Origin of the sequence: Streptomyces sp. NPDC006691 (assembly GCF_042869955.1) — a bacterium.
GTDB lineage: Bacteria > Actinomycetota > Actinomycetes > Streptomycetales > Streptomycetaceae > Streptomyces.
In genome coordinates, this window is the sequence record NZ_JBIAGW010000014.1 from 1 (window position 1) to 23,918 (window position 23,918).

Consider the following 23,918-nt stretch of genomic DNA (forward strand, 5'->3'; position numbering starts at 1 on the left):
GGGGCTGCGCCCCCTGCACCCCCGGTTCGGGGCTCCGCCCCGGACCCCGTATCGCGCCTTAAGGGCGCTCGTCCTCAATCGCCGGACGGGCTGAAAATGCCTCGATGCGGGCCCGTACCGATCAGCCGGCTGGGCTGAAGTGCCCGACGCGGGCCAGCACCGAGGCATGCAGGGCCACCTACGGGGGCGCGGGGAACTGCGCGAGCACGCGACCACGGTCCGCGGACGAAGGCGGATTTGAGGGGCGCGGGGAACTGCGCGGGCACGGTCCGCGGACGAAGGCGGGTTTGAGGGGCGCGGGGAACTGCGCGAGCACGCGGGCACGGTCCGCGGACGAAGGCGGGGGTTGGGGGGGCGCGAGCCAGCTAGAACGGCCCGCAGCCCAAGGCGGCTTTGAGGGGCGCGGGGAACTGCGCGAGCACGCGACCACGGTCTGCGGGGGAAGGCGGGTTTGAGGGGCGCGGGGAACTGCGCGAGCACGCGGGCACGGTCCGCGGACGAAGGCGGGGGTTGGGGGCGCGAGCCAGCGAGGGCGGCCCGCAGCCCAAGGCGGGGTTGGGGGCGCGGGGAACTGCGCAATGGGGCCCCGGGAGCCGCCCCCAGAGACGCACGACCCCCCGAGCCCTACCTCTCCCCACCCGGCACCCACAGCACATCCCCCACCGCCTTGTTCGCCGTGCGGGCCAGGATGAACAGGAGGTCGGAGAGGCGGTTGAGGTAGGTCGCCGTCAGGGGGTTCATGACGGCGGCGTGCACTTCCAGGGCCGACCACGTCGAGCGTTCCGCGCGCCGCACCACCGTGCACGCCTGGTGCAGCAGCGCCGCGCCGGGCGTGCCGCCAGGCAGGATGAAGCTGCGGAGCTTCTCCAGGTCCTCCAGGAAGCGGTCGCAGTCCGCCTCCAGCTTGTCGATGTAGGACTGCTCCACCCGAAGCGGCGGGTACTCCGGGTTCTCGACGACCGGCGTGGCGAGGTCCGCCCCCACGTCGAACAGGTCGTTCTGGACCCGGACCAGCACCTTCACGACCTCCTCGGACAGCTGCCCGAGTGCGATCGCCGTGCCGATGACGGCGTTCGCCTCGTTCGTGTCGGCGTACGCCGAGATCCGCAGATCGGTCTTGGCGGTCCGGCTCATGTCGCCGAGGGCGGTCGTGCCCTGGTCGCCGGTGCGGGTGTAGATGCGCGTCAGATTGACCATGCCGCCAGAGTAGTTACGCTCCGGCCGTCCGGAAGACGCGTGTGCCCACCGTCACGGCGAGCGCGGCGAAACCGGCCGCCACCAGGCCTCCGTACAGCATGGTCGTGGTCGCGTACGAGCCCAGGTAGGCGGAGCGCACCGCGTCCACCAGATAGCGGAACGGCATGAAGTGCGACAGCACGTTCAGCCAGCCGGGCGCGAGCGACATCGGCAGCATCAGGCCGGAGAGCAGCATCGACGGCATCGCGATGGCGTTGACCGCCGGGCCGAACCCCTGCGGGGTACGGACCTTCATGGCGAGCGCGTACGACAGCGAGGCCAAGGACAGGGTCAGGAGCGCCACGAAGGCGAAGCCGATGAGGATGCCCGCGAGAGGGGCGCGCAGGCCCATCAGCAGGGCGGCGAGCACCAGCAGCACCGCCTGGAAGACGAAGAGCGCGGAGTCGCGCAGGACCCGGCCGAGCAGCAGCGCGAGCCGTGAGACGGGGGTGACGCGCATGCGCTCCACGACGCCCCAGCTGTTCTCGATGATGACCGCGAACCCCGCGAACGAGGCTCCGAACAGCGCGAGTTGGAGCAGCAGGCCGGGAACCAGGACCTGCCAGGAGCTGCCGCTTGAGCCCAGCGGCATGCCGGTCAGGAGTGGGCCGAAGAAGAGGAGGTAGAGCAGCGGCATCAGTACGCCGAAGAGGATCTGGAACTTGGAGCGCAGCGTCTGGCGGGCGTACCTGCCGAAGATCAGGGCGGTGTCGGAGAGCAGCGGGGCGATGTTCATGGGGGAGTCCTAGACGGCTACGGGGGCGGCGTCCCGCGGCGCGGCACTGCGCCCGGTGATGGCGAGGAAGGCGTCCTGGAGCGAGGCGTCCGGGCCGTCCGCGTAACGGGCCTTGAGGGCGGCCGGGGTGCCGTCGGCCACGATCGTGCCCTTGTCGACGATCACCAGGCGGTCGGCGAGGGCGTCGGCCTCGTCCAGGTAGTGGGTGGTGAGGAAGACCGTGGTGCCGTGGTCGGCGCGGATCCGCCGGACCAGGTCCCACAGGTCGGCGCGGCTGCCCGGGTCCAGCCCGGTGGTCGGCTCGTCGAGGAAGAGCACCTCGGGCCGGTGCATCAGGCCCATCGCGATGTCCAGGCGCCGGCGCTGACCGCCCGAGAGCGTCGACGTCCTGCGCTCCAGGAGCCCGTCGAGGCCGAGCTCCGCCGCCAACTCCTTTGCGCGCAGCACGGCTTGGGGCTTGGTCAGGCGGTAGAGGCGGCCCTGGGTGACCAGCTCCTCGCGTACCGAGATGTTCGGGTCGACACCCCCGGACTGGGCCACGTAACCGCACGCCCGGCGCACCCCGGCCGCATCGCGCAGCAGGTCGTGGCCCGCCACGGTCGCGGCGCCGCCGGTCGGCGGGAGCAGGGTCGTGAGCATCCGCAGGGTGGTCGTCTTGCCCGCGCCGTTGGGGCCGAGGAAGCCGAGGATCTCGCCGGCCCGGACCGTCAGGTCGATGCCGCGCACCGCCTCGACCGGACCCGCCTTGCTCTGGAACGTCCGGGCGAGCCCGGCCGTGCTGATGATTGCCATGAGGACAGAAAAACAGAGTCACTTAAAGTTTGCAATGCCTCCAAAATTTAAGAGGGTGCAGGGGATCGCCTACGCTGGGGGCATGGCAGAAGGGCTGAGGGAGCGGAAGAAGCGCGAGACCAGGCAGCGGATCTCGGACCTGGCCACCGGGCTCTTCCTGGAGCGCGGCTTCGAGGCGGTCACGATCGCGGAGATCGCCGAGGTGGCCGACGTCTCGGTGAACACCGTCTACAACTACTTCCCTGCCAAGGAGGACCTGTTCCTCGACCGCAGCCGGGGGATCGTCGACCGGCTCTCGCGCTGGGTGCGCGGCCGCGACGACGGGGAGTCGGCCGCCGGGGCGGTCCTTCGCGAACTGCGCGCCGAGGTCGAGTCCGTCTCGCCGAGGGTCGGCCTGATGGAGGGCTACAGCCGGTTCATGGCCGTCATCGACGGCTCGCCCGCGCTCAAGGCCCGGCTGTGGGCGGTCGGCCAGGACGTGCTCGCGAACCTGGAGGCGACCCTGCGCGAGGAGGTCGGCGCCGGCCCGGACGAGCCGCTGCCCGCCCTGATCGCGGGTCAGATCAACTGGGTCCACCAGACGGCCATGTCCGCCATCGGCCGTGAGATGACGGCCGGCCGCGACCCCAGGGCGGTCTCCCGCGAGGTGCTCGTCCTGATCGACGAGATGGAGGGACTCCTGGGGGGCAGGGTGCTCAACTACGCCGTACGGGGCGCCCGCTGAGACCCACCTCACGCCGCCAGGTGTGATGTCCGTCATCTGAGACGTGACGCGCATCTCTAAGCACTCCCAGAAGCCCGCCCGGCCGATAGCCTCCGCCAAGAAGGCTCAAGAAGGCTTGGTTGGAAACCTGTTGGAGGGAAGCGTCGTGGCCAGGAAGCTCGCCGTCATCGGAGCCGGACTCATGGGGTCCGGTATCGCGCAGGTCTCGGCCCAGGCGGGCTGGGACGTCGTCCTGCGCGACGTCACCGACGAGGCCCTCACCCGCGGCACCGACGGCATCAAGGCCTCGTACGACAGGTTCGTGAGCAAGGGCAGGCTGGCCGCCGAGGACGCCGAGGCGGCCCTCGCGCGCATCACCACGACCACCGATCTGGACGCGGCCGCCGACGCCGACATCGTCGTCGAGGCCGTCTTCGAGAAGCTGGAGGTCAAGCACGAGATCTTCCGCACGCTCGACACGATCGTGCGCCCGGAGACCGTGCTCGCCTCCAACACCTCCGCCATCCCGATCACCAAGATCGCGGCGGCCACCCGGCACCCCCAACGGGTCGTCGGCGTCCACTTCTTCTCGCCGGTCCCGATGATGCAGCTGTGCGAGCTGGTGCGCGGCTACAAGACCAGCGACGAAACCCTCGCCGCGGCACGGGAGTTCGCCGAGTCGGTGGGCAAGACCTGCATCGTGGTCAACCGCGACGTGGCCGGCTTCGTCACCACCCGGCTCATCTCGGCGCTCGTCGTCGAGGCGGCCAAACTGTACGAGTCGGGCGTGGCCAGCGCCGAGGACATCGACCTCGCCTGCAAGCTGGGCTTCGGCCACGCGATGGGCCCGCTCGCCACCGCCGACCTCACCGGCGTGGACATCCTGCTGCACGCCACCAGCAACATCTACACGGAGTCCCAGGACGAGAAGTTCGCCCCGCCGGAGCTGATGCGCCGGATGGTGGACGCGGGTGACATCGGTCGCAAGAGCGGGCAGGGCTTCTACAAGCACTGAACCGCCGACCGCCCCCGGACCTCACTCCATGGGGTGAATTAGGTATCGGTTCGCTCACGGGCGGCAACTTCTGTGGCCGTGGGGCAGTCAGTTGTTGAGTCGGTTGTCGAAAAGCCAAGCACTCTCGGGAGCGCATATGCACATCAGGGGCGACCACGTCGAGCTGGTCGTCGGGGGCCGCCTCGACGTCCGCAGCGCGGCGGACGCCCGTACGGCCCTGCACTCGGCGGTCGACGACGGGGCCGGTGACCTCGTGCTCGACCTCACCGAACTGGACTCGTGGGACGCCACCGGACTCGGCGTGATCATGGGAGCCCACCGCCGGGCCGGGCGGTGCGGCAGGCGCCTCGTGCTGCGGGGCGTGCCGCCCCAGATGCAGCGCCTCCTGGTCGCCACCCGGCTGCACCGCATCCTCGCGATCGAGGGCGGCATCGTCGCCGAGGCCCTGCCCCGCGTCTAGCGGCCCTGCCCGGCGGACGGCCGCCAGGCGGGAGGTGTCGGGACACGAGTGCGGGAAACGGACTCCGCGCGCAATCCTCACGAGACTGTGACGTCTTGGGCGGGGCGGCACCCCGCCCGTTCGTAGATACTGTGCGGAGTCTAGGGTTCGGCTTCCCGCCGATCGACGAACCCACACGGCGGGCACCGGACCAGAAGCGACAGCGAAGAGCGAAGTGTGTAAGGGCCGGGAGGGGCAATCCTTACGCACCACGCATCTGGGGGGCTTTCACCATGGACCCGATGAACCGGGGACCGGAAGAGTTCAGCCATGCCGACGACCCGGTCGGCGTTGCGGGCGCACACGCGGAACCGGGCGCCGGACCGCAGCGCTCCGCACGCGACAGGGAGCCCGTCACACCCGACTTCGGACAGCGCGCGGCCGGACTCGCGCGCACGGTCCAGCTCGTCGCCGGCGACTTCCTCCTGACGGTCAATCCGATCGACGGCAGCGAGATCGAGAACTGCCCGCCGGGTGAGATACCCGGATCTCCGGTGCGGCGCAGCGCGGCCGAGCGGGCCGAGAGCGAGCGGGCCGCCCGGCCACCCCTGCCGCCCGGCCTGATGACACCCACCCCCGCCCTGCTCGAACGCGAGGAGGAACGAGCCCGGCTCGTACGCCTCCTCGGCCGCGGCCGTTCCGTGCGGCTCACCGGGCCCGCGGGCTCCGGGCGCAGCGCCCTGCTCGACGCGGTCGCCGGCGACTGCGCGGAGCTCGCACCCGACGGCGTCGTACGCCTCTCGGGACACCGCCGCACCTCCACCGACCTGCTCCACGAGCTGTACGCCACGGTGTTCCACACCTCGCTGCACCGGCCCGACCGGGCCACACTCCTCGGCCGCGTCCACGACATCGGCGCCGTCGTGGTCCTCGACGACCTCGAATTCGGCGGCGCCCCCCTCGAAGAACTCCTGCTGGCCACGCCCGAGTGCGCCTATGTGCTCGCCGCGACCCCCGAGGTCCCCGCCCCGCACCCCGACTCGGGCATCGAGGAGGTCTTCCTCGGCGGCCTCGGCCGCAGCGCCTCGCTCGAACTCCTGGAGCAGGCCGTCGACCGGGCGCTGACCGACGAGGAGGCCAACTGGGCGGGCGACCTCTGGTTCGAGTCCGAGGGCCTGCCGCTGCGCTTCGTCCAGGCCGGCGCCCTGCTGCGCCAGCGCGACCATCTGCGCGGCGAGCCCAACTCCCTTGACGCGTACGGCTTTCCGCTCGACGAGACCGCCGACGCGTCGGTGTTCTCGGGCGAGGGCCGCGAGATCCCGCTGCCCACGCTCGGCGAGGGTGCGGCCCCCGCGGCCCTGCTCGCCTCCCGGCTGAGCGAGGCCGCCCGGGACACCCTGCGCTTCGCGGTCGCACTCGGCGGCGAGGTGCCGCACCAGGCCCATCTGCCCGCGCTCATCGGCGACACCCACGCGGACGCCGCCCTCGGTGAACTCCTCGCCGGCGGGCTCCTGTCCCCGGTCGGCTCCCGCTACCGCCTCGCCGCCGGCGTCCTCACCCAACTGGAGAGCAACGGCTACGACACCGGAGCGGGGGAGCGCGCCCACGCAGCCGCCCAGCACTACACCTGGTGGACCGGGCACCCCTCGGTCACCCCCGAGCGGGCCGCCGGCGAGGCGGACGCGGTGCTCGCCGCCCTGAGCGCGCTGGTACCCGGCGACCAGGACGACCACCCGGCCACCGCCGTCAAGCTGGCCCGCACCGCGGCGCCCGCGCTCGCCGCGGGACTGCACTGGAGCGCCTGGGAGCGCAGCCTGCGGGTCGGCTCCGAGGCGGCCCGGCTCACCGGCGAGGTGGGCGAAGAGGCTTACTTCCACCACGAGTTGGGCGTCCTGGCGCTCTGCAACGGCGGCCTGGACCGGGCCCGTGCCGAGCTGGAGGCCTCGATCGCGCTGCGCGGCGCACTCTCCGACAAGCGCGGCACCGTCGCCGGACGCCGGGCGCTCGCCCTCGTCGAGGACCGCTCGGGGGGCCTGCCCGTGCTTCCCCGTACGCCCGTCGGGGAAGAGGTGCCCGCGGCCCGGCACGAGGAGTCCAAGGCGCCGCCCGGGGGCGTGCCCTCGGCCGCAGCGACGGCCCAACTCCCGCGCCCCGATGCCACGTTGGTGACCCGCCGGGCCGCCCCGGTCGGCGGCGCGATGCCCAGGGCGCGGCGCCGGGCACTGTTCGGGGGAGCCCGGCGCAACCTCGTCGCGGCCGGCGCCGGCGCGCTGCTGGCCGCCGTGCTCGGCACCGTGGTCACGCTCGGCGCGACCTCCAACGACAAGGGTGGCGGCCAGGACGGCGATGTGACGCAACAGCAGTCCGCCAACGAGGACGGCTCGACCGGCGGTCTGGACGCCGACCCCAACAACCCCAGCAGCGGCGCCAAGCCGGGTGACAACAAGGGCGGCGGCCCGGTGAGCCCGAGCAGGCCGGGCACCACCCCCACGCCCGGCGCCTCGGGCCACCCGGTCCCCGGGACCAGCGGCAGCCCGAGCACCTCGGGCCGCCCCTCCAGCGGCTCGTCGAGCCCCGGCACCACCAAGCCGTCCTCCTCGGGCAGGCCGTCGTCGCCGTCGGGCCAGCCGTCGCACTCGTCGAAGCCGCCCACGGGTTCGCCGAGCGGCTCCTCCTCGCCCACGGGGTCGCCCACGCCCACCCCGTCGAACAGCGGGGGCAGCAGTCCGCCGGCCTCCACCAAACCGCCGCCGCCTTCGAGCGGGGCCTCCCACTCCCCGACGTCCGGCGGCCCGGCCGGCTCCAAGCCTCCGACGGCGTCGAGCACCCCGTAGGACAGACCGCCGCGTAGGACAGACCGCCGCGCGGAACGCGTGACAGCACACACGAGAAGGGGCCCGCAGCACTCTGCGGGCCCCTTCGTCGTACGTACCGCTGCCGCGGTCCCGCGGTCAGAACAGGCGGAGCTTGTCGTCCTCGATGCCGCGCAGGGCGTTGTAGTCGAGGACCACACAGCCGATGCCGCGGTCGGTGGCGAGCACCCGGGCCTGGGGCTTGATCTCCTGGGCCGCGAAGACGCCCTGGACCGGGGCGAGGTGCGGGTCGCGGTTGAGCAGCTCCAGATAGCGGGTCAGCTGCTCGACGCCGTCGATCTCGCCGCGGCGCTTGATCTCGATCGCCACCGTCTTGCCGTCACCGTCACGACAGAGGATGTCCACCGGGCCGATGGCGGTGGGGTATTCGCGGCGGATCAGGGTGTAGCCCTCGCCGAGGGTGTCGATCCGATCGGCGAGCAGCTCCTGGAGGTGCGCTTCCACGCCGTCCTTGATCAGGCCGGGGTCTACGCCGAGTTCGTGCGAGGAGTCGTGCAGGACCTCCTCCATCGTGATGATGAGCTTCTCGCCCGCCTTGTTGATGACGGTCCAGACGCCCTCGTCGTCCCCGGACCCCACTTTCAGGGTGCACGGCGGAGACATCCAGTTGAGGGGCTTGTAGGCCCGGTCGTCAGCGTGGATGGAGACGCTGCCGTCCGCCTTCACCAGGATGAGGCGGGGGGCGGACGGAAGATGGGCGGTGAGGCGGCCCGCGTAGTCGACGGAGCAGCGGGCGATGACGAGACGCATGGTGGGCAACGCTACTCGACTCTCCCCGCGGAACGCGATTCGCCCTGGAGTGCACTGTTCGTTATTGGCCGGTTATGTGCCAAGTACCTGCCATGGGCCCGACATCGCGCCTACCGTGGAAGCGGGAGGTTGTCGGCCGCGCACGCTGCGTTGTCGGGAGAGACGGCCGTCATGCTCCCTTTCCCTGCCCGTAAGGCCCCGCTCCCCGGGGTCGCGAGAGGAGAAACCATGTCGCTCGACGTCTCACCGGCCCTACTCGAACAGGCCGAGCGAGGCGAGGTCGACGAAGCCGCCTTCGTCGACTGCGTCCGGACCTCCCTGCCCTACGCGTGGGAGATGATCAGCTCTCTGGTGGCCCAGCTGAAGGTCGACGGCGGAGCGTTCGCCGACAACCAGACGCCTCCGCCGGACGAGCAGGCGCGCGGCCAGCTGCTGCGTGCCCTTGCGAGTGACGCCATTCGCGGTGCGCTCCAGCGGCACTTCGGTGTCCGTCTGGCGTTCCAGAACTGCCACCGTGTCGCGGTGTTCCCTCTGGACCCCTCGTCCGATGAGCGGCTCGCCCGCTTCACCTCGATCAGGGGTCAGCTGCTCAACCAGTCTCCGGAGCTTCGGGACTGCTGAAGTCTTCGCTGCCGCTCCGCGTCGCGGGAGGTGCAACTGACGCGGAGCGGCGGCCACTTGGGCGGCCGCCGGTGCCGGTGTCCGTCCGCCCGGACTACGTCAGGAGCGGCAGCACCTCCGTGCCCAGCCTGCGTACGTTCTCCTCCGTCGCCGACAGGTCGCCCGACCCCTCCACCAGGAGGGCGAAGCGGGTGATGCCGGTGCGCTCCGAGGTGGCCGCGAGGCGGTCCGCCGCGAGCCGGGGCGTGCCCACCGGGTGCAGGCCGCAGAGCAGTTCGGTGTACGCCACCGGGTCGCGCATCGCACGGTGGCGGCCGTCGACCGTCACATGGGCGTCGAGCCCCTGCTTCAACCAGCCCGGCATCGACTTCACCAGCGTCTCCGCGGCCTCGGCCCGCCGGTCGGCGAGCTGCGCCACTCCGGCCGACACATGGCCGGCCGCCGCGACCTTCTCGGGCGCGTGCCCGGCCGCGAGCGCCTGCCTGCGCCACAGTGCGACCATCTCGGCCTTGTCCTCGTCGCCGCAGTGCATGCCGAGCAGCATGGGAAGCCCGCGCTCCGCGGCCAGCTTGACGCTCCTGGGCGAGGTGCACGCGACGATCACCTCGGGGCAGGCGTCCTCCGGGCCGCCGTCCAGGATCTCCTCGGGCCGCGGCACGACCGGGACCTCCCGGAAGCTGAACCGTTCCCCCTCGCCGGACACGCGGGGCTCGCGCAGCCAGCGCAGGAGCAGATCGAGCGACTCGGGGAAGCCCTGCTCGTACGCCGTGAGGCCCGAGCCGAACACCTCCAGGTCCACCCACGGGCCGCCGCGCCCCACGCCGAGCGAGAACCGCCCGCCGGAGGTGAGGTGCAGCAGCGCGGCCTGTTCACCGAGCGCCACCGGATGAGCCGTCGGCAGCACGGAGACCGCCGTACCGACCCTGATCCGCCGGGTGCGCCCGAGCAATAACGCCGCCAGCGTCACGGCGGACGGGCACACGCCGTACGGTACGAAGTGGTGTTCGGCCAGCCACACCGAGTCAAGCCCGGACTCCTCGGCCACCTCGGCGGACCTGACCGCACGATGGAGCGTTTCTCCCTGCCCCTGGCCCGGAAACTGGGCCGCCAGTACAAAAGTTCCGACACGCATCGCCTTCTGCCTCCTTGCGGCCGACGCGGCTCTCCCCCTCTTACTGGCAAGAACGTCTGACAAGTGCCAAAGGCACGGCCCGTCGCCAACTTCTTGCGATTGTCCGCTAAGAGTCCCTCGAACGAGTGACTCCGGCGACCTCCGCACTCCTCACCCGGGCGGGTACCCGGACCGGGTGGGCCTAGGCTGGGGAGAAACGTCCGGCCCGCCCCGTGAGGTGTCTACGTGTCCCCGCGCCGCAACCGCCCCAAGGGCGGCGAGAACCCGCCCGAGTCCGAGAGCCGGACGGGCGGCGACCGTTTCGGCGTCCAGGGCACCGAGTCCTGGCAGGGCGAGGAGTGGTCGGTGCGGCACGTGGCGGGGGCCAGCGCGGCGGGCAAGCGCTACCGCTGCCCCGGCTGCGACCAGGAGATCCCCTCCGGCGCCCCGCACCTGGTGGCCTGGCCCGAGTACGGGGGCGTCGACGAGCGCCGGCACTGGCACAAGGCCTGCTGGAACGCGAAGGACCGCCGCACCACGCGGGTGCAGCGGTCCAGGAACGCGCCCAGGTACTGAGCGAGGCCCGCCCGGCACGGGGCGAACGCGCCCGGGTGCCGAGATTTCGGGTCGAACTTCCCTATACGTCGCGGGAGTTGAGTGACAGGAACGCACCGCCGAGGGCGACCGCGGTGACGCCGGTGATGATCCACAGCGACTCCCAGCCGGAGGGGCCCGGCGTCGAGAGCGAGTCGCCGTAGAGAGCGATCAGCTGACTGGGGATCGAGTAGGACATGAGGAAGTCCCGCAGACCGCTCAGGGAGGCGGCGAACATGAACATGGCGAGGACCAGGGGCAGCAGCACCACCCCGATCATGATGGTGATCGCGCCGGCGGAGTGCCGGATCAGCGCACCCACCGCGAGCGACAGCAGGCCCAGCATCGCGATGTAGAGCCCGACGCCGACGGTGGCCCGCAGCCAGTCCCCGGCGGACGGCCTCGGACCGAACGTCACCATGGAGGTCTGGAGGATCGCGACGAGGGTGGCTCCGGCCGTCACGATGACGAACGAGAGCAGGAAGAAGACCACCGACTTCGCGGCCAGGATCCGCCCGCGGCTCGGGCAGGCCGTCAACGTCGTGCGGATCATCCCGGTGCCGTACTCGGAGGAGATGGTGAGCACGCCGAGGGTGATCACGCAGATCGAGCCGAGGAGCACGCCGAAGGCGCCGAACACCAGGACCGGGGTGTTGGTCTCCCCCGTGCCGTTGGCCCGGAGGAGGACGGCGAAGAGCAGGCCCAGGCCGAGCATGAGCACGACCAGCACCCCGAGCGTCCAGATCGTGGAACGCACCGACCGGATCTTGGTCCACTCGGAGGCGAGCGCGTCACCGAAGCCCGGCCGCCGCTGGGCGATCGGCGAGGTGTAGGTGCCGAGCTGCGGGCCCGGCGCCTGCGGTGTATGCGGCTGTTGCTGGTACGGGGTGGTCATCGGGCGTCCTCGGGCTTGGTCGGGGCGGCAGGCGTGGCCGGGGCCTGCGGAACCGGGGGAGCGGCAGGCGGCTGCGAGGCGGGCTGCTGGGCCGGGGCCTGCGGGTCCGGCCGCGGGACCGCCTCCGGGCCGAGCGGCGGGCTCACCGGGGCCTGCGGGGGCGCGGCCGCGTACGGGTTCCGGCCGGGCGGCGGCGGGGCGTACCAGCTCTGCTGCGGCACCTCGGGGATGACCGGCGGCGCGTACCCGGGCGGCACGGCGGGCTGGAGTCCGGCCTTCAGGTCGTCCGTCGAGCGGTAGTCGACCGTGCCCTGCGTCATGCGCATGTACGCCTCTTCCAGCGAGGCCTGGTGCGGCGAGAGCTCCCACAGGCGTACGTCCGCCTCGTGCGCCACCTCGCTGATGCGGGGCAGGGGCAGGCCCGTCACGCGCAGCGCGCCGTCCGGCTCGGGCAGCACCTGGCCGCCCGCCTCGGTCAACGCGGACGTCAGCTTCTCGCGCTGGGCGGGGTCGGTGCCGGGCGCACGGACCCGGGCGAAGTCGGCGGAGTTGTGCGAGATGAAGTCCTTGACGCTCATGTCCGCGAGCAGCCGGCCGCGGCCGATGACGATGAGGTGCTCCGCGGTCACCGCCATCTCGCTCATCAGGTGCGAGGAGACGAACACCGTGCGGCCCTCGGCGGCGAGCTGCTTCATCAGGTTGCGCACCCACAGGATGCCCTCGGGGTCGAGCCCGTTGACCGGCTCGTCGAAGAGCAGCACCTGGGGATCGCCGAGCAGTGCCGCGGCGATGCCGAGCCGCTGGCCCATGCCGAGCGAGAACCCCTTGGAGCGTTGCTTGGCGACCTCCTTGAGGCCGACCACGCCGAGCACCTCGTCCACCCGGCGGGCCGGGATGCCGGCGAGCTGGGCGAGCGAGAGCAGGTGGCTGCGGGCGCTGCGCCCGCCGTGCACGGCCTTGGCGTCGAGCAGTGCGCCGACCTGGCGTGGTGCGTTGGGCAGACCGCGGAAGGGGTGGCCGCCGATGGTGACGTGTCCCGAGGTCGGCCGGTCGAGGCCGAGGATCATGCGCATGGTCGTGGACTTGCCGGAGCCGTTCGGCCCCAGGAACCCGGTGACCGTGCCCGGGCGGACCTGAAAGGAAAGGTTGTGCACGGCCGTCTTGGCGCCGTAGCGCTTCGTCAGGCCGACTGCCTCGATCATTCTCCAGCCCCATCGACGGTTCGGGTCGTCGGGGCGGTGTCCGGCGTGCGGCCGGCATGCCCCCGTATGAGTGAGGAGCTTATCCAGGCCTTGACGGTTCCGGCCAAGCCGTGATCTATGGGGCGGCGGTCGTCCGGGCTCAGGCGTCCCGGTGCCGGAGGACGAGGTAGCCGCCCGCGAGCGCGGCGATCACCCACAGCGCCATGATGCTGAGCCCGCCCCACGGCCCGTACGGCGCCGGGTCGCTGTTCATGGCGTCCGGCACCACCTGCATGATCTGGGAGCCGGCCCGGTCGGGGAAGTAGCGGGCCACGGTCTTGGCGCCGGGCACCGCCGAGAGGATCTGCGAGATCAGGAAGAAGAACGGCATCAGGATGCCGAGCGAGAGCATCGAGCTGCGCAGCATCGCGGCGACGCCCATCGAGAACAGCGCGATCAGCGCCATGTAGAGCCCGGCCCCGACGACCGCCCGCAGCACGTCGGGCGCGCCGATGGTCGTCCGGTGCGGGCCGAGCAGCGCCTGACCGAGGAAGAAGGTCAGGAAGCTGGTCACGATGCCCACCACCAGCGCGAGCAGGGTGGCCACGGCGAGCTTAGAGAACAGGAAGGTGCCGCGCCGGGGCACCGCGGCCAGCGAGGAGCGGATCATGCCCGAGCTGTACTCGGTGCCGACCACCAGGACGCCGAAGACGACCATCGCCAGCTGCCCCAGGACCATGCCGGAGAAGCTGATGAGCGTCGGGTCGAAGGTCAGCCGCTCGGCCGGCCCCAGATCGTCGAACTGCGACCTCATCAGCGCGCAGAGCGCGGCGCCGATCGCGACCGTGACGATCAGGGCGCAGGCCAGGGTCCAGGTCGTCGAGGAGACCGTACGGATCTTGGTCCACTCGGACTTCAGGACCGCGGGTACGGATGCCATCGCTCAGACCCCCTTGCCCTGGCCGGGGGTGCCCCAGCGCGGCGCGTCCTTGGCGCCGGGCGGCGCGGCCGGCGGCCCGCCGGGGGTGGTCGCGCCGTGTGCGTGATACTCCACCGAACCCGCTGTCATCTGCATGAACGCTTCTTCGAGCGAGGCCTGCTGGCCGGACAGCTCGTGCAGCACGAGCTGGTGCTGGGCGGCCAGCTCACCGAGCGCCTCGATCCTGCCGTTGTCGACCTCAATGGCGCCGTCCCCGGTCTGGAGGAAGGGCACGCCGGCCTGGTGCAGTACGTCCAGGAGCCGCTCCCACTGCGGCGAGCGGAGCCGTACGAAACTCCGTGAGTTCTGCCGGATGAAATCCGCCATCGAGGTATCGGCGAGCAGTCGGCCCTGCCCAATAACGATCAAGTGATCCGCCGTGAGCGCCATTTCGCTCATCAGGTGAGACGAAACGAAGATCGTTCGTCCCTCACTCGCGAGCTGCTTCATCAGATTGCGGATCCAGTGAATTCCCTCGGGGTCCAGACCATTGACGGGTTCGTCGAACATCAGGATCTCGGGGTCGCCGAGCAGCGCGGAGGCGATTCCCAGGCGCTGCCCCATGCCGAGCGAGAAGCCCTTCGCCTTCTTCTTCGCCACCGCCGTCAGACCCACCGTGTCCAAGACCTCGGAGACCCGCGCGGCCGGAATCCGGTTGGACTGGGCCAGGCACAGCAGGTTGTTGTACGCGGTGCGGCCGCCGTGCATCGCCTTGGCGTCGAGCAGCGCCCCGATGTACTTCAGCGGCTCGGCGAGTTCGCGGTAGTGCTTCCCGTCGATGCGTACGGAACCGCTGGTCGGGTTGTCCAGATCGAGCAGCATGCGCATGGTCGTCGACTTGCCGGCCCCGTTCGGCCCCAGGAAGCCGGTCACCACACCGGGTCTGACCTGGAAGGACAGCTGGTCGACGGCGACCTTGCTGCCATAGCGCTTGGTGAGGCCCTCAAGCTCGATCATGCGGCAACGCTAAATGCGGACAAAGCCCCCCGCCACCGGAGTGGCAGGGGGCTTCGGGGCCTGCGGCCGCAGCCCACGGGGGAGGGGCTGCGGGGCGGCTAGCGGGACTGCTGCGCCGGAACGCCGCGCGAGACGGGCTCGTCGTCGACGGGGGAACCGGCGGCGGCCACGGCCGCACCGGTCAGCGTCGCCAGCATCTCGCGGACGTTGGTGAGCTGCGCGTTGATCGAGTCGCGGCGGTTGGTGAGGGCCGCCAGCTCGCGCTCGGATTCCGAACGGATGCGGTCGGCCTTGGCGTTGGCGTCGGCCACGATGTCCTCGGCCTGGCGCTGCGCCGTCTCCACCGTCTGGCGCGCCCGGCGCTCCGCGTCCGTACGCAGCTTCTCGGCCTCCAGGCGGAGCTGCTCCGCGCGGTGCTCGATCTCCGCGAGGCGCTTCTCGGCCTTGGCCTGACGCGACGCCAGGTCGCGCTCGGACTGCTCGCGGCGCTTGGCGAGGTTCGTCTCGAAGTCCGCGGCGGCCTGGGCGGCCTTCGCGCGGGTCTCCTCGAAGAGCGCGTCCGCCTCCTCGCGCTTGGACTGCGCGTCCTTCTGCGCCTCGGAACGGAGCTGAGAGGCGTCACCCTTCGCCTTCTCGACGATCCGAACGCCCTCGTCCTCCGCCTTCGCCTTGCGCTCGGAGGCGAACGACTCGGCGTCGTTGCGCACCTGCTGGGCGGCCGACTCGGCGAGTTCCCGGTGCTGCTCGGCGGCCCGACGGGCCTCCTCGCGCAGGTCCTTCGCCTCTTCCTCGGCCAGCCGCAGGATCTTTTCGACCCGCGCACCGAGACCGGCGTACGACGGCTCCGCGTCGCTCACCTGGGCCTGGGCGTTCTGCGTTTCGAGGTGGAGCTCCTCGATGCGCTTTTCCAGAGAAGTGATCCGTGCCAGAGCACTGTCACGGTCGGCGACGAGCTTGGTAATGCGGTCATCCACCTGACCGCGGTCGTAACCACGCCGCACGAGCTCGAAGCCGAAGGGGGAGGAAGTGTCGCTCATGGGGTTCCTGTCGAATGAGACCGGTGAGGTGATAGGGGGAATCCTAGGGGCCCAAGCGGCGTGTCATCGAGCGGATGCCCGTTTGATCTGGAGAATGTCCAGCCTTTTGAGTGGCTAGCCCTCCGAAGACTTGCCACCCGAACGAGTCGCCCCGGCTGCCGCACCTGCCTTGACACCTGCGGAAGTACCGCTGCCGGAGCCGGATTTGCCGCCCGAGGTCGGCGCCTCGAATGATTCCAACGCCTCAAGTACATCCTGGACACGGGAGATCTCGGCATTGATGTCGGCCCGCCGACGGACCAGGACGTCGAGTTCACGCTTGCCCTCCTCGACCGTGCGGCGCGCCTCGGCGGCCGCCTCGTCGCGCAGTGCGGTGGCCTCGCGGATCAGCTCGGCCTTCTTGGTCTCGGCCTCCTTGAGCAGCGCCTCCGCCTTCTTCACGGCGGCGATCCGCACCTTGCCCGCCTCGGAGTTGGCGTCCGACACCAACTCCTTGGCCTTGGCCTGCGCCTCCTGGGACTGCTCGGTCGCGGCCTTCACCAGCTTGTCGACGCGCTCGCCCGCCGTCTTCATCTGCTCGGCGCTCTCGCGGCGGGCCCGCTCGTGCAGCTCCTCGATCTCCGCCTCGGTACGCGAGCGCACCTCCTCGGTGCGCTCCCTTATGGCGGTGGCGTCCGCGCGGGCCCCGGCGAGCAGCTCGTCCGCGTCCGTACGGGCCTTCTCCACCAGGGAGTTGCCCTCGACCGTGGACTCCGCGACGATCCGCTCGGCCTCCTTGCGGGCCGCGCCGACCATCGTGTCGGCCTGCTCCTCGGCCTCGGTGGCGGCGCGCAGCGCCTCCTCCCGGGCCTTGTTGATGAGCTGGTCGGCCTGCTCGGCCGCGTCGCCGCGCCGCTTGGCGGCGGCCGTACGCGCCTCGTCGAGCAGCCGGTCCGCCTCCTCGCGGGCCTCGGTACGTGTCTTCTCGGCGGCCTCGTCGGCACGGGCCCGGTTCTTCTCGGCCTCCGCGCGGATCCGCTCGGCGGCCTGCTGAGCGGAGCCCACCGTCTCGGCGGCCTCGGCCCGCAGCCGCTCGGCCTCGCCGCTCGCCTCCGCGATCAACTGGTCGGCCTGCTCGGCCGCGTCGGAGCGTCGCTTGTCGGCGGCCCGGCGCGCCTCGTCGAGCAGCCGGTCGGCCTCGGCGCGCGCCTCGTTCACGGTCTGCTCGGCCTCGGCGTTGGCCGCGCCCAGCGTGGAGCCGGCGTCCGCCCGGGCCTCGGTGGTGACCAACTCGGCATACGCGTTCGCCTCGTTGGTGGTGCGCTCGGCCTCCGCCCGCGCCTGACTGGTGACCCGCTCGGCCTGCTCACGGGCGGCCGTCGTGACCTGCTCGGCCTCGGCGAGCGCCGCCGTGGTGACCTGCTCGGCCTCCGCGAGCGCCGCGGACGTGACCCGGTCCGCCTCCTCGCGCGCCTCGGCGCGCAGCGCGTCGGCCTCGGCCTGGCCCTCGACCCGCACCTGCTGGGCCTCGGTGGTGAGGCGCTCGGCCTCGGCGGTCGACTCGGCGGCGAGCCGCTCGGCCTCCGCCGTCGCCTCGGTGACCAGGCGGTCGGCCTGGCTCGCGGCGTCGGAGCGGATCCGGTTGGCGTCCTCGCGGGCCTCGGCCCGGGTGCGGGCCGCGTCCTGCTCGGAGGAGGCCAGCGCGTCCGAGGCCTCGGTGCGCATGCGCTGCGCGTACTCGGAGGCGTCCGAACGGGCCTTCTCCGCCTCGGCCATGGCATCCGCGACGGTCCGCTCGGCCAGCTCCTTCGCGGCCTCGGACTCCTCCTGCGCGCGCGTACGGACACGGCTCGCGTCCTCGCCGGCCCGCTCCCGCTCGGCGTGCGCGTCGGCGCGGACCCGGTCCGCCTCCGCCTGCGCCTCGCTCGTGGTGCGCTCCGCCGCGTGCTCGGCTGCGCTGCGCAGACCCGCGATCTCCTGCTCGGCCTCCTCGCGGAGCCCGGACACCGAATCCCGTACGTCCTTGGCGGTCTGCTCGGCCGTCGACACCAGCTCGGTGGCGCGCCGGTCGGCCTCCTCGCCGAGCCGCTGCGCCTCGGCCTGCGCCTCCTCGACCCGCTTGCGGGCGGAGGCGAGGAGCTCCTCGCTCTGCTCGCGGGCCTGGGAGCGCTCCGAATCGGCTTCCGCGCGCGCCGAGTTGAGCGTCTCCTCGGCCTCGCGGCGGCGCCGGGTGGCCTCCTCCTGGGCGGCGGCCAGCGCCTCGGCGGCCTCGGCGCCGACCCGCTCGGCGGCGGCCGCGGCCTCCGCGCGCATCCGGTCGGCGGTCTCCTGCGCCTCGGACTTGAGCCGCTCGGCCTCCGCGGCGGCCTCGGCGCGCAGCCGCACGGCCGCGCCCTCCGCCTCGGAACGGGCGGTCGAGGCATCGGCGGCGGCCTCGGTGCGAAGGCGCTCGGCCTCCTGCTCGGCCTGGGCCTGGAGCGCACGGACGCGCTCGGCGGCCTCGGTGCGGATCCGCTCGGTCTCCTCGGCGGCCTCGCGCCGGATTCGCTCGCCCTCGGCGCGGGCGTCGGTGAGGGCCTGCTCGGCGGCGGCGTGGCGCTGCTCGGCCTCGGTGTGCAGGCGGGTCAGTTCCTCGGCGGCCTCGGCCTGACGGGCCGCTATCGCCCGCTCGGTCTCCTCGCGCAGGCCAACGGCCGCCCGCTCGGCGTCCGTTGTGGTCTGCTCGGCCTGCTCCTCGGCCTCCGCGCGCATCCGCTCGGCCTCGGCGCGGGTGCGGTCCAGGGTCTCCTCGGCCTGCTTGCGCAGGGTGTTGGCCCGCTCGACCGCTTCGTTCCGTACCCGCTCGGACTCGTTGCCCGCGGTTGTGCGCAGTTCGTCGGCGTCCGCCTTCGCCTTGGCGAGCAGCTCTTCGGCGGTCCTGGCCGCCTCCTCGATCTGCTGGACGGCCTCGCGCCGCGCCTCGCCCCGGATCCGCTCGCCCTCGGCGACCGCCTCGGCGCGCAGCTGCTCGGCCTCGCCGCGCAGCCGGCGGGCCTCCTCCTGGAGCTCGACCGTCTTGGCCCGGTACTCCTTGGTGTCGTCCTTGGCCGCGCCCTTGAGCTCGTCGGCCTGCTCGGCCGCCTCGCCGCGCAGCCGCTCGGCCTCGGCGTTCGCCTCGTGCCGGATCCGCTCGGCCTCCTCGGACGCCTTGCGGGTGGTCTCGCGGGCGTCCTCGGACGCCTTGGTCAGGACCTCCTCGGCCGTGCGCGCGGCCTTGGCGAGCTGGGCCGCGGCGTCCTCGGCGGCGCTGGTGCGCGCCTTCTCGGCGGCCTCCGCGCGCAGCCGCTCGGCCTCCGCCTTCGCGTCCTCAAGGGCCTGCTCGGCCTCGGCCTTGAGGGTCTCGGCCTCCTTGGTGGCCTCCGCGACGAGACGGGCGATCTCGGTCTTCGCGGTGCGGGTGCGCTGCTCGTTCGCGGACTCGGCGCTCGCGACCTGCTTGGCCGCGGACTCCCTGGCCTCGGTGACGGCCCGTTCGGCCTCGGCGCGCGCCTCGCGCAGCGCGGCCTCCGCCTCCTGCATCCGCTGCTCGGCGGCGCGGCTCAACTCGGCGGCCTGCTGGCGCGCCTGGTCGGACTCGGCGGTGGTGGTCGTACGGAGCTGCTGGGCGTGGGAGGTGGCCTCCTGGGCCTGCTCCGAGGCCGCGTTCAGGAGCCGCTCGGCGTCCTTGCGGGCGCGCAGCAGCGTCGCCTCCGCCTCGGAGCGCGCCGACTCGGCCTCGGAGCCCAGGCGTTGGCGGGCCTCCTCGGCGATCCGGGTGGCCTCCGCGCGGGCCGCGGCGAGGGACTGCTCGGCCTCGGCGCGGGACTCCTCCATCAGCCGGCGGGCCTGCGCCTCGGTACGGGCCCGCAGTTGCTCGGCCCAGGCCACGTTCTCGTTCACGTGGGACTCGACGGTGGCCCGGCGCTCGGCCAGCTCCTGGTCCAGGCGCTGGCGGCGGTTGACGGCCTCGGCGTGCAGCTCGGCCTGGAGCCGGGCCTGGTGCTCGGCGTGCTCCTGGAGGATGCGCTGGGTCTGGGCACGGGCGTCGCGCAGCTCGCGCTCGGCGTCCGTGCGCAGCTGCTCGGCCTGCATCTGGGCGTTGCGGAGCAGCTGTTCGGCCTGGTAGCCGACGTTCGCCGTGTCGTAGGCGGGACGGGTCGCGAGATTGCGGCGCGCCTCGTGGAGCTTGGCGCGCAGCACTTCGACCTGGTAGCCGAGATCCTCGGCGTGCTGAACGGCCTTCTCCCGCTCGGTCTTCAGCCGCTCCATCTCGGCCTCGAACCGCGAGAGGTGGTCGTCAGGCCGGTGGCTCTGGCTCTCCTGGCGTTCGTAGCCCCGCACTGCGCGGTCCCATCCGTCCCCTGGTCGCGAACACTGCCCGTACGAGCGCCGTCCGACCGCGAGTGACAGCGGACGGGCCCCCGGTGAATGGTGTCAGATGAAAACAGGGGCGTGGGTCCCAGGCCCCGACCCGACCCCGGCCCGGAACCGCCCACTGTACCGGGCCGAGTATCCGGAGGTCCGGCCTCCATTGTGTGGGCTCAGTGGGCGGCGGTGTCCTGGGGGGCCGAAGTGACGAGTTCGGTGAGCACGCCGTGGCAGTCCTTGGGGTGCAGGAAGGTGATCTGCGAGCCCATCGAACCGGTGCGGGGCTGGTCGTAGAGGACGCGTACGCCCTTGTCGCGGATGGCCTCGGAGTCGGCGGTGACGTCCCCGGTGCCGAAGGCGATGTGGTGGACGCCCTCGCCGTTCTTGGCCAGCCACTTGCCGACCGCCGAGTCCTCGCGGGTGGGCTCAAGGAGCTGGAGGTAGGAGGCCCCGCCGTCGGAGGTCTCGTTGATCTTGAGCATGGCCTCGCGCACGCCCTGCTCCTCGTTGATCTCGGTGTGGAACACCTCGAATCCGTACGTGGCACGGTAGAACTCGACGGTCTTGTCGAGGTCGAAACAGGCGATCCCGATGTGGTCGATTCGCGTCAGCATGCTCTTAGTGCAGCGCTCGCAGGGGTGGTTACGCAACGTGCGCGCGATCACACCGGCTGCCCGGTGACGTGGGGCAGTACCGCTCAGTACATTCGAAGTAAACCCTCGTTCACATCCTCACCTCCCAAGGGGCCGTGCCTCATGTCTGGAACGACCGGTACCACCTCAGTGATCGTCGCGGGCGCCCGTACGCCCATGGGCCGGCTCCTCGGCTCCCTCAAGTCCTTCTCCGGCGCCGACCTCGGCGGCTTCGCCATCAAGGCGGCCCTGGACCGGGCCGGCATCGGGGGCGACCAGGTGCAGTACGTGATCATGGGCCAGGTGCTCCAGGCCGGGGCCGGGCAGATCCCCGCGCGCCAGGCCGCCGTCAAGGCCGGCATCCCGATGAACGTCCCCGCGCTCACCATCAACAAGGTGTGTCTGTCGGGCCTGGACGCGATCGCGCTCGCCGACCAGCTCATCCGCGCCGGAGAGTTCGACATCGTGGTCGCCGGCGGCCAGGAGTCCATGACCAACGCCCCGCACCTGCTGCCCAAGTCCCGCGAGGGATACAAGTACGGCGCGATCGAGATGCTCGACGCGATGGCGTACGACGGTCTGACCGACTCCTTCGAGAACATCCCCATGGGGGAGTCCACGGAGAAGCACAACACCCGCCTGGGCATCGCCCGCCCCGAGCAGGACGCGATCGCCGCGGCCTCGCACCAGCGCGCCGCGGCCGCCCAGAAGAACGGTGTCTTCGAGGCCGAGATCACCCCCGTCGAGATCCCGCAGCGCAAGGGCGACCCGGTCCTGTTCGCCAAGGACGAGGGCGTGCGCGCCGACACCACCGTCGAATCCCTCGGCAAGCTGCGCCCGGCCTTCGCCAAGGACGGCACGATCACGGCCGGCACCTCCTCGCAGATCTCGGACGGCGCGGCCGCGGTCGTCGTCATGTCCAAGGCCAAGGCCGAGGAGCTGGGCCTGGAGTGGATCGCCGAGATCGGCGCCCACGGCAATGTGGCGGGCCCCGACAACTCGCTCCAGTCGCAGCCCTCCAACGCGATCCGGCACGCGGTCGGCAAGGAGGGCATCGCGGTCGAGGACCTCGATCTGATCGAGATCAACGAGGCCTTCGCGGCGGTCGCCGTCCAGTCAATGAAGGACCTCGGGGTGTCCCCGGAAAAGGTGAATGTCAACGGCGGCGCCATCGCGCTCGGCCACCCCATCGGCATGTCCGGCGCCCGCGTGGTGCTGCACCTCGCCCTCGAACTGAAGCGCCGCGGCGGCGGGGTCGGCGCTGCGGCCCTGTGCGGCGGCGGCGGCCAGGGCGACGCGCTGATCGTGCGCGTCCCGGGCAAGTAGCACGTGGTCCGGGCGACGGCTGCGCGCAGCGGGTGGCCCGGACAGCAACTCCCTGAACCCTGCGGTGCGTACGCGACTGAACGGAGCGGCAATGGTGGACGTCCCCGAACTGGTGGCCCAGGCCCGGGAAGGCCGGCCCCGGGCCGTCGCCCGGCTGATCTCGCTGGTCGAGGGGGCGTCCCCGCAGCTGCGGGAGGTCATGGCGGCGCTGGCCCCGCTCGCGGGCAACGCGTACGTGGTCGGTCTGACGGGCTCGCCCGGTGTCGGCAAGTCGACGTCCACCTCGGCCCTCGTCACCGCCTACCGGCGGGCCGGGAAGCGGGTCGGCGTCCTCGCCGTCGACCCGTCCTCGCCGTTCTCGGGCGGGGCCCTGCTCGGCGACCGGGTGCGGATGTCCGAGCACGCCTCCGACCCCGGGGTCTACATCCGCTCGATGGCGACCCGGGGCCACCTGGGGGGCCTGGCCTGGGCCGCGCCGCAGGCGATCCGGGTGCTGGACGCGGCGGGCTGCGAGGTGATCCTGGTCGAGACGGTGGGCGTGGGTCAGTCCGAGGTCGAGATCGCCTCGCAGGCCGACACCTCGGTGGTGCTGCTCGCGCCCGGCATGGGCGACGGCATCCAGGCGGCCAAGGCGGGCATCCTCGAAATCGGCGACCTGTACGTCGTCAACAAGGCGGACCGGGACGGCGCGGACGCCACGGCCCGCGAGCTCAACCACATGCTGGGCCTGGGCGAATCACGCGGCCCGGGGGACTGGCGCCCGCCCATCGTCAAGACGGTGGCGGCCCGCGGTGAGGGCATCGACGAGGTCCTGGAAGCGCTGGAGAAGCACCACGCGTGGATGGCCGAGCACGGCGTCCTCGCGGAGCGCCGCCGGGCCCGTGCGGCCCGCGAGGTCGAGACCATCGCGGTCACCGCGCTGCGCGAGCGCATCGGCTCGCTGCACGGCGACCGCCGCCTGGACGCGCTCGCCCAGCGGATCGTCGACGGCGAGCTCGACCCCTACGCGGCGGCGGACGAGCTGGTGGCGGGGATCACCGGAGCCTGAGGCCGACCCGGGCGGTCCGAGCGGCCGGGACGGCTGGGCCGGTCCCGGCCGGATGGCGCGGGACGGCGGGCCCTGGCCTCAGATCTTGCCGCGGTGCCCGCGCAGATGGTCCGCGACCGGGATCAGGGACTCGCGCAGGTCGGCGAGCGCCCCGCTCGACAGCAGGTCGATGAAGTGGCGCCGTACGGAGGCCACGTGGTGCGGGGCGACCTTCTCCATGGTCTCCGTGCCCTGCTCGGTCAGGACGGCGAAGAGCCCGCGCCGGTCCGACTCGCAGTTCTCGCGCCGGACCAGGCCCGCGTTCTCCATCCGGGTGATCTGGTGCGAGAGGCGGCTCTTGGACTGGAGGGTGGCGGCCGCGAGGTCGCTCATCCGCATCCGCTTGTCCGCCGACTCCGAGAGGTTCACCAGGATCTCGTAGTCGTTGTTGGTCAGGCCGAACGGCTGTAGGTCCTTCTCCATCTGGTACGTCAGCATCCTGTTGACGTCCAGATAGGTGCGCCAGGCACACTGCTCGTCGTCGCTCAGCCAGTTCGTGGCCGTCTCGGTCTCCATATGTGGATTCTACCTAAGAAGTTGAATTCTGAACCAAGTGAGGGCGTGTGACGCCCGGCACGTGCGCCGTTCC

21 protein-coding genes are annotated in these 23,918 nt (G+C 72.0%); 8 read left to right on the top strand and 13 right to left on the bottom strand.

Annotation, left to right across the window (positions count from 1 at the left end; translation table 11 throughout):
- Window positions 1-624: 624 nt before the first annotated feature.
- Genes ACFYNP_RS26840 through ACFYNP_RS26850 form a run of 3 tightly spaced genes read right to left on the bottom strand, consistent with a single transcriptional unit; the run spans window position 625 to window position 2,764 of the window.
- A complete protein-coding gene (locus ACFYNP_RS26840) occupies window positions 625-1,197 on the bottom strand; it encodes a cob(I)yrinic acid a,c-diamide adenosyltransferase (RefSeq protein ID WP_100577455.1) in 573 nt (190 codons plus the stop codon).
- 13 nt (window positions 1,198-1,210) lie between these two features.
- The gene (locus ACFYNP_RS26845) at window positions 1,211-1,972 is read right to left on the bottom strand and encodes an ABC transporter permease (RefSeq protein WP_388420237.1); all 762 of its coding nucleotides are present in this window, start codon (window positions 1,970-1,972) and stop codon (window positions 1,211-1,213) included.
- Between the two features lie 9 nt (window positions 1,973-1,981).
- On the bottom strand, window positions 1,982-2,764 hold the full coding sequence (locus tag ACFYNP_RS26850; protein ID WP_388788880.1) for an ABC transporter ATP-binding protein: 783 nt from the start codon (window positions 2,762-2,764) through the stop codon (window positions 1,982-1,984).
- Between the two features lie 82 nt (window positions 2,765-2,846).
- Between ACFYNP_RS26850 and ACFYNP_RS26855 the strand changes: the two genes are divergently transcribed.
- The 4 genes from ACFYNP_RS26855 (at window position 2,847) to ACFYNP_RS26870 (ending at window position 7,755) form a co-directional block, all read left to right on the top strand.
- Window positions 2,847-3,488 (top strand): TetR/AcrR family transcriptional regulator, encoded by a 642-nt coding sequence (locus ACFYNP_RS26855; RefSeq protein ID WP_388788883.1) that lies wholly within the window; start codon window positions 2,847-2,849, stop codon window positions 3,486-3,488.
- 145 nt (window positions 3,489-3,633) lie between these two features.
- On the top strand, window positions 3,634-4,482 hold the full coding sequence (locus ACFYNP_RS26860; RefSeq protein WP_388788885.1) for a 3-hydroxyacyl-CoA dehydrogenase family protein: 849 nt from the start codon (window positions 3,634-3,636) through the stop codon (window positions 4,480-4,482).
- Between the two features lie 136 nt (window positions 4,483-4,618).
- Entirely contained in the window at window positions 4,619-4,942 is a 324-nt protein-coding gene (locus tag ACFYNP_RS26865) for an STAS domain-containing protein (RefSeq protein ID WP_100577458.1), read from the top strand.
- 272 nt (window positions 4,943-5,214) lie between these two features.
- Window positions 5,215-7,755 carry an ATP-binding protein gene (locus tag ACFYNP_RS26870; protein WP_388788888.1) on the top strand — a complete coding sequence of 847 codons (2,541 nt, stop codon included), beginning with the start codon at window positions 5,215-5,217 and terminating at the stop codon, window positions 7,753-7,755.
- A 117-nt stretch (window positions 7,756-7,872) separates the two neighbouring features.
- Here ACFYNP_RS26870 and nucS read toward each other — a convergent pair whose 3' ends face one another.
- Window positions 7,873-8,544, bottom strand: coding sequence for an endonuclease NucS (gene nucS, locus ACFYNP_RS26875; protein ID WP_199846560.1), 672 nt, complete (start codon window positions 8,542-8,544; stop codon window positions 7,873-7,875).
- 228 nt (window positions 8,545-8,772) lie between these two features.
- On the opposite strand from nucS, the gene ACFYNP_RS26880 reads away from it, so the two are divergent.
- Window positions 8,773-9,165, top strand: coding sequence for an SCO5389 family protein (locus tag ACFYNP_RS26880; protein ID WP_100577461.1), 393 nt, complete (start codon window positions 8,773-8,775; stop codon window positions 9,163-9,165).
- Between the two features lie 94 nt (window positions 9,166-9,259).
- Here the strand turns inward: ACFYNP_RS26880 and ACFYNP_RS26885 are convergent, their stop codons facing one another.
- The gene (locus tag ACFYNP_RS26885) at window positions 9,260-10,297 is read right to left on the bottom strand and encodes an LLM class flavin-dependent oxidoreductase (RefSeq protein WP_388420232.1); all 1,038 of its coding nucleotides are present in this window, start codon (window positions 10,295-10,297) and stop codon (window positions 9,260-9,262) included.
- A gap of 225 nt (window positions 10,298-10,522) precedes the next feature.
- Between ACFYNP_RS26885 and ACFYNP_RS26890 the strand changes: the two genes are divergently transcribed.
- Entirely contained in the window at window positions 10,523-10,852 is a 330-nt protein-coding gene (locus ACFYNP_RS26890) for an ATP/GTP-binding protein (protein ID WP_388420231.1), read from the top strand.
- A 61-nt stretch (window positions 10,853-10,913) separates the two neighbouring features.
- On the opposite strand, the gene ACFYNP_RS26895 is transcribed toward ACFYNP_RS26890, so the two are convergent.
- The 7 genes from ACFYNP_RS26895 to mce all read right to left on the bottom strand — a co-directional run bounded on the left by ACFYNP_RS26895 (window position 10,914) and on the right by mce (window position 20,898).
- Window positions 10,914-11,765 (bottom strand): ABC transporter permease, encoded by an 852-nt coding sequence (locus ACFYNP_RS26895; protein WP_388788891.1) that lies wholly within the window; start codon window positions 11,763-11,765, stop codon window positions 10,914-10,916.
- A complete protein-coding gene (locus tag ACFYNP_RS26900; protein WP_388788893.1) occupies window positions 11,762-12,967 on the bottom strand; it encodes an ABC transporter ATP-binding protein in 1,206 nt (401 codons plus the stop codon). The genes ACFYNP_RS26895 and ACFYNP_RS26900 overlap by 4 nt, the downstream gene beginning before the upstream one ends.
- Before the next feature lie 139 nt (window positions 12,968-13,106).
- Window positions 13,107-13,886 carry an ABC transporter permease gene (locus ACFYNP_RS26905; RefSeq protein ID WP_388788896.1) on the bottom strand — a complete coding sequence of 260 codons (780 nt, stop codon included), beginning with the start codon at window positions 13,884-13,886 and terminating at the stop codon, window positions 13,107-13,109.
- Between the two features lie 3 nt (window positions 13,887-13,889).
- Complete coding sequence (locus tag ACFYNP_RS26910) at window positions 13,890-14,882, bottom strand: ABC transporter ATP-binding protein (protein WP_388420227.1); 993 nt, start codon at window positions 14,880-14,882, stop codon at window positions 13,890-13,892.
- Between the two features lie 98 nt (window positions 14,883-14,980).
- Entirely contained in the window at window positions 14,981-15,919 is a 939-nt protein-coding gene (locus tag ACFYNP_RS26915) for a cellulose-binding protein (RefSeq protein ID WP_100577468.1), read from the bottom strand.
- A gap of 114 nt (window positions 15,920-16,033) precedes the next feature.
- Window positions 16,034-20,257: a polarized growth protein Scy gene (gene scy / locus ACFYNP_RS26920; RefSeq protein WP_388788899.1), complete on the bottom strand. Its 4,224-nt coding sequence runs from the start codon at window positions 20,255-20,257 to the stop codon at window positions 16,034-16,036.
- 200 nt (window positions 20,258-20,457) lie between these two features.
- Complete coding sequence (gene mce / locus ACFYNP_RS26925) at window positions 20,458-20,898, bottom strand: methylmalonyl-CoA epimerase (RefSeq protein WP_388420225.1); 441 nt, start codon at window positions 20,896-20,898, stop codon at window positions 20,458-20,460.
- 141 nt (window positions 20,899-21,039) lie between these two features.
- Between mce and ACFYNP_RS26930 the strand changes: the two genes are divergently transcribed.
- Complete coding sequence (locus tag ACFYNP_RS26930; RefSeq protein ID WP_100577471.1) at window positions 21,040-22,242, top strand: acetyl-CoA C-acetyltransferase; 1,203 nt, start codon at window positions 21,040-21,042, stop codon at window positions 22,240-22,242.
- Window positions 22,243-22,333: 91 nt separating this feature from the next.
- A complete protein-coding gene (meaB, locus tag ACFYNP_RS26935) occupies window positions 22,334-23,290 on the top strand; it encodes a methylmalonyl Co-A mutase-associated GTPase MeaB (protein WP_388420224.1) in 957 nt (318 codons plus the stop codon).
- 78 nt (window positions 23,291-23,368) lie between these two features.
- On the opposite strand, the gene ACFYNP_RS26940 is transcribed toward meaB, so the two are convergent.
- Window positions 23,369-23,845: a MarR family winged helix-turn-helix transcriptional regulator gene (locus tag ACFYNP_RS26940; RefSeq protein WP_388420223.1), complete on the bottom strand. Its 477-nt coding sequence runs from the start codon at window positions 23,843-23,845 to the stop codon at window positions 23,369-23,371.
- Between the last annotated feature and the right edge of the window lie 73 nt (window positions 23,846-23,918).

Excerpts from the sequence above, each read along its gene's own strand:
- ACFYNP_RS26840 (WP_100577455.1), bottom strand. The coding sequence starts at position 1,197 with ATGGTCAATCTGACGCGCATCTACACCCGCACCGGCGACCAGGGCACG.
- ACFYNP_RS26940 (WP_388420223.1), bottom strand. The coding sequence starts at position 23,845 with ATGGAGACCGAGACGGCCACGAACTGGCTGAGCGACGACGAGCAGTGT.
- ACFYNP_RS26865 (WP_100577458.1), top strand. The coding sequence starts at position 4,619 with ATGCACATCAGGGGCGACCACGTCGAGCTGGTCGTCGGGGGCCGCCTC.
- ACFYNP_RS26910 (WP_388420227.1), bottom strand. The coding sequence starts at position 14,882 with ATGATCGAGCTTGAGGGCCTCACCAAGCGCTATGGCAGCAAGGTCGCC.
- ACFYNP_RS26915 (WP_100577468.1), bottom strand. The coding sequence starts at position 15,919 with ATGAGCGACACTTCCTCCCCCTTCGGCTTCGAGCTCGTGCGGCGTGGT.
- ACFYNP_RS26845 (WP_388420237.1), bottom strand. The coding sequence starts at position 1,972 with ATGAACATCGCCCCGCTGCTCTCCGACACCGCCCTGATCTTCGGCAGG.
- ACFYNP_RS26885 (WP_388420232.1), bottom strand. The coding sequence starts at position 10,297 with ATGCGTGTCGGAACTTTTGTACTGGCGGCCCAGTTTCCGGGCCAGGGG.
- ACFYNP_RS26850 (WP_388788880.1), bottom strand. The coding sequence starts at position 2,764 with ATGGCAATCATCAGCACGGCCGGGCTCGCCCGGACGTTCCAGAGCAAG.
- ACFYNP_RS26895 (WP_388788891.1), bottom strand. The coding sequence starts at position 11,765 with ATGACCACCCCGTACCAGCAACAGCCGCATACACCGCAGGCGCCGGGC.
- nucS (WP_199846560.1), bottom strand. The coding sequence starts at position 8,544 with ATGCGTCTCGTCATCGCCCGCTGCTCCGTCGACTACGCGGGCCGCCTC.
- ACFYNP_RS26880 (WP_100577461.1), top strand. The coding sequence starts at position 8,773 with ATGTCGCTCGACGTCTCACCGGCCCTACTCGAACAGGCCGAGCGAGGC.
- ACFYNP_RS26855 (WP_388788883.1), top strand. The coding sequence starts at position 2,847 with ATGGCAGAAGGGCTGAGGGAGCGGAAGAAGCGCGAGACCAGGCAGCGG.
- meaB (WP_388420224.1), top strand. The coding sequence starts at position 22,334 with ATGGTGGACGTCCCCGAACTGGTGGCCCAGGCCCGGGAAGGCCGGCCC.
- ACFYNP_RS26870 (WP_388788888.1), top strand. The coding sequence starts at position 5,215 with ATGGACCCGATGAACCGGGGACCGGAAGAGTTCAGCCATGCCGACGAC.
- ACFYNP_RS26900 (WP_388788893.1), bottom strand. The coding sequence starts at position 12,967 with ATGATCGAGGCAGTCGGCCTGACGAAGCGCTACGGCGCCAAGACGGCC.
- mce (WP_388420225.1), bottom strand. The coding sequence starts at position 20,898 with ATGCTGACGCGAATCGACCACATCGGGATCGCCTGTTTCGACCTCGAC.
- ACFYNP_RS26905 (WP_388788896.1), bottom strand. The coding sequence starts at position 13,886 with ATGGCATCCGTACCCGCGGTCCTGAAGTCCGAGTGGACCAAGATCCGT.
- ACFYNP_RS26930 (WP_100577471.1), top strand. The coding sequence starts at position 21,040 with ATGTCTGGAACGACCGGTACCACCTCAGTGATCGTCGCGGGCGCCCGT.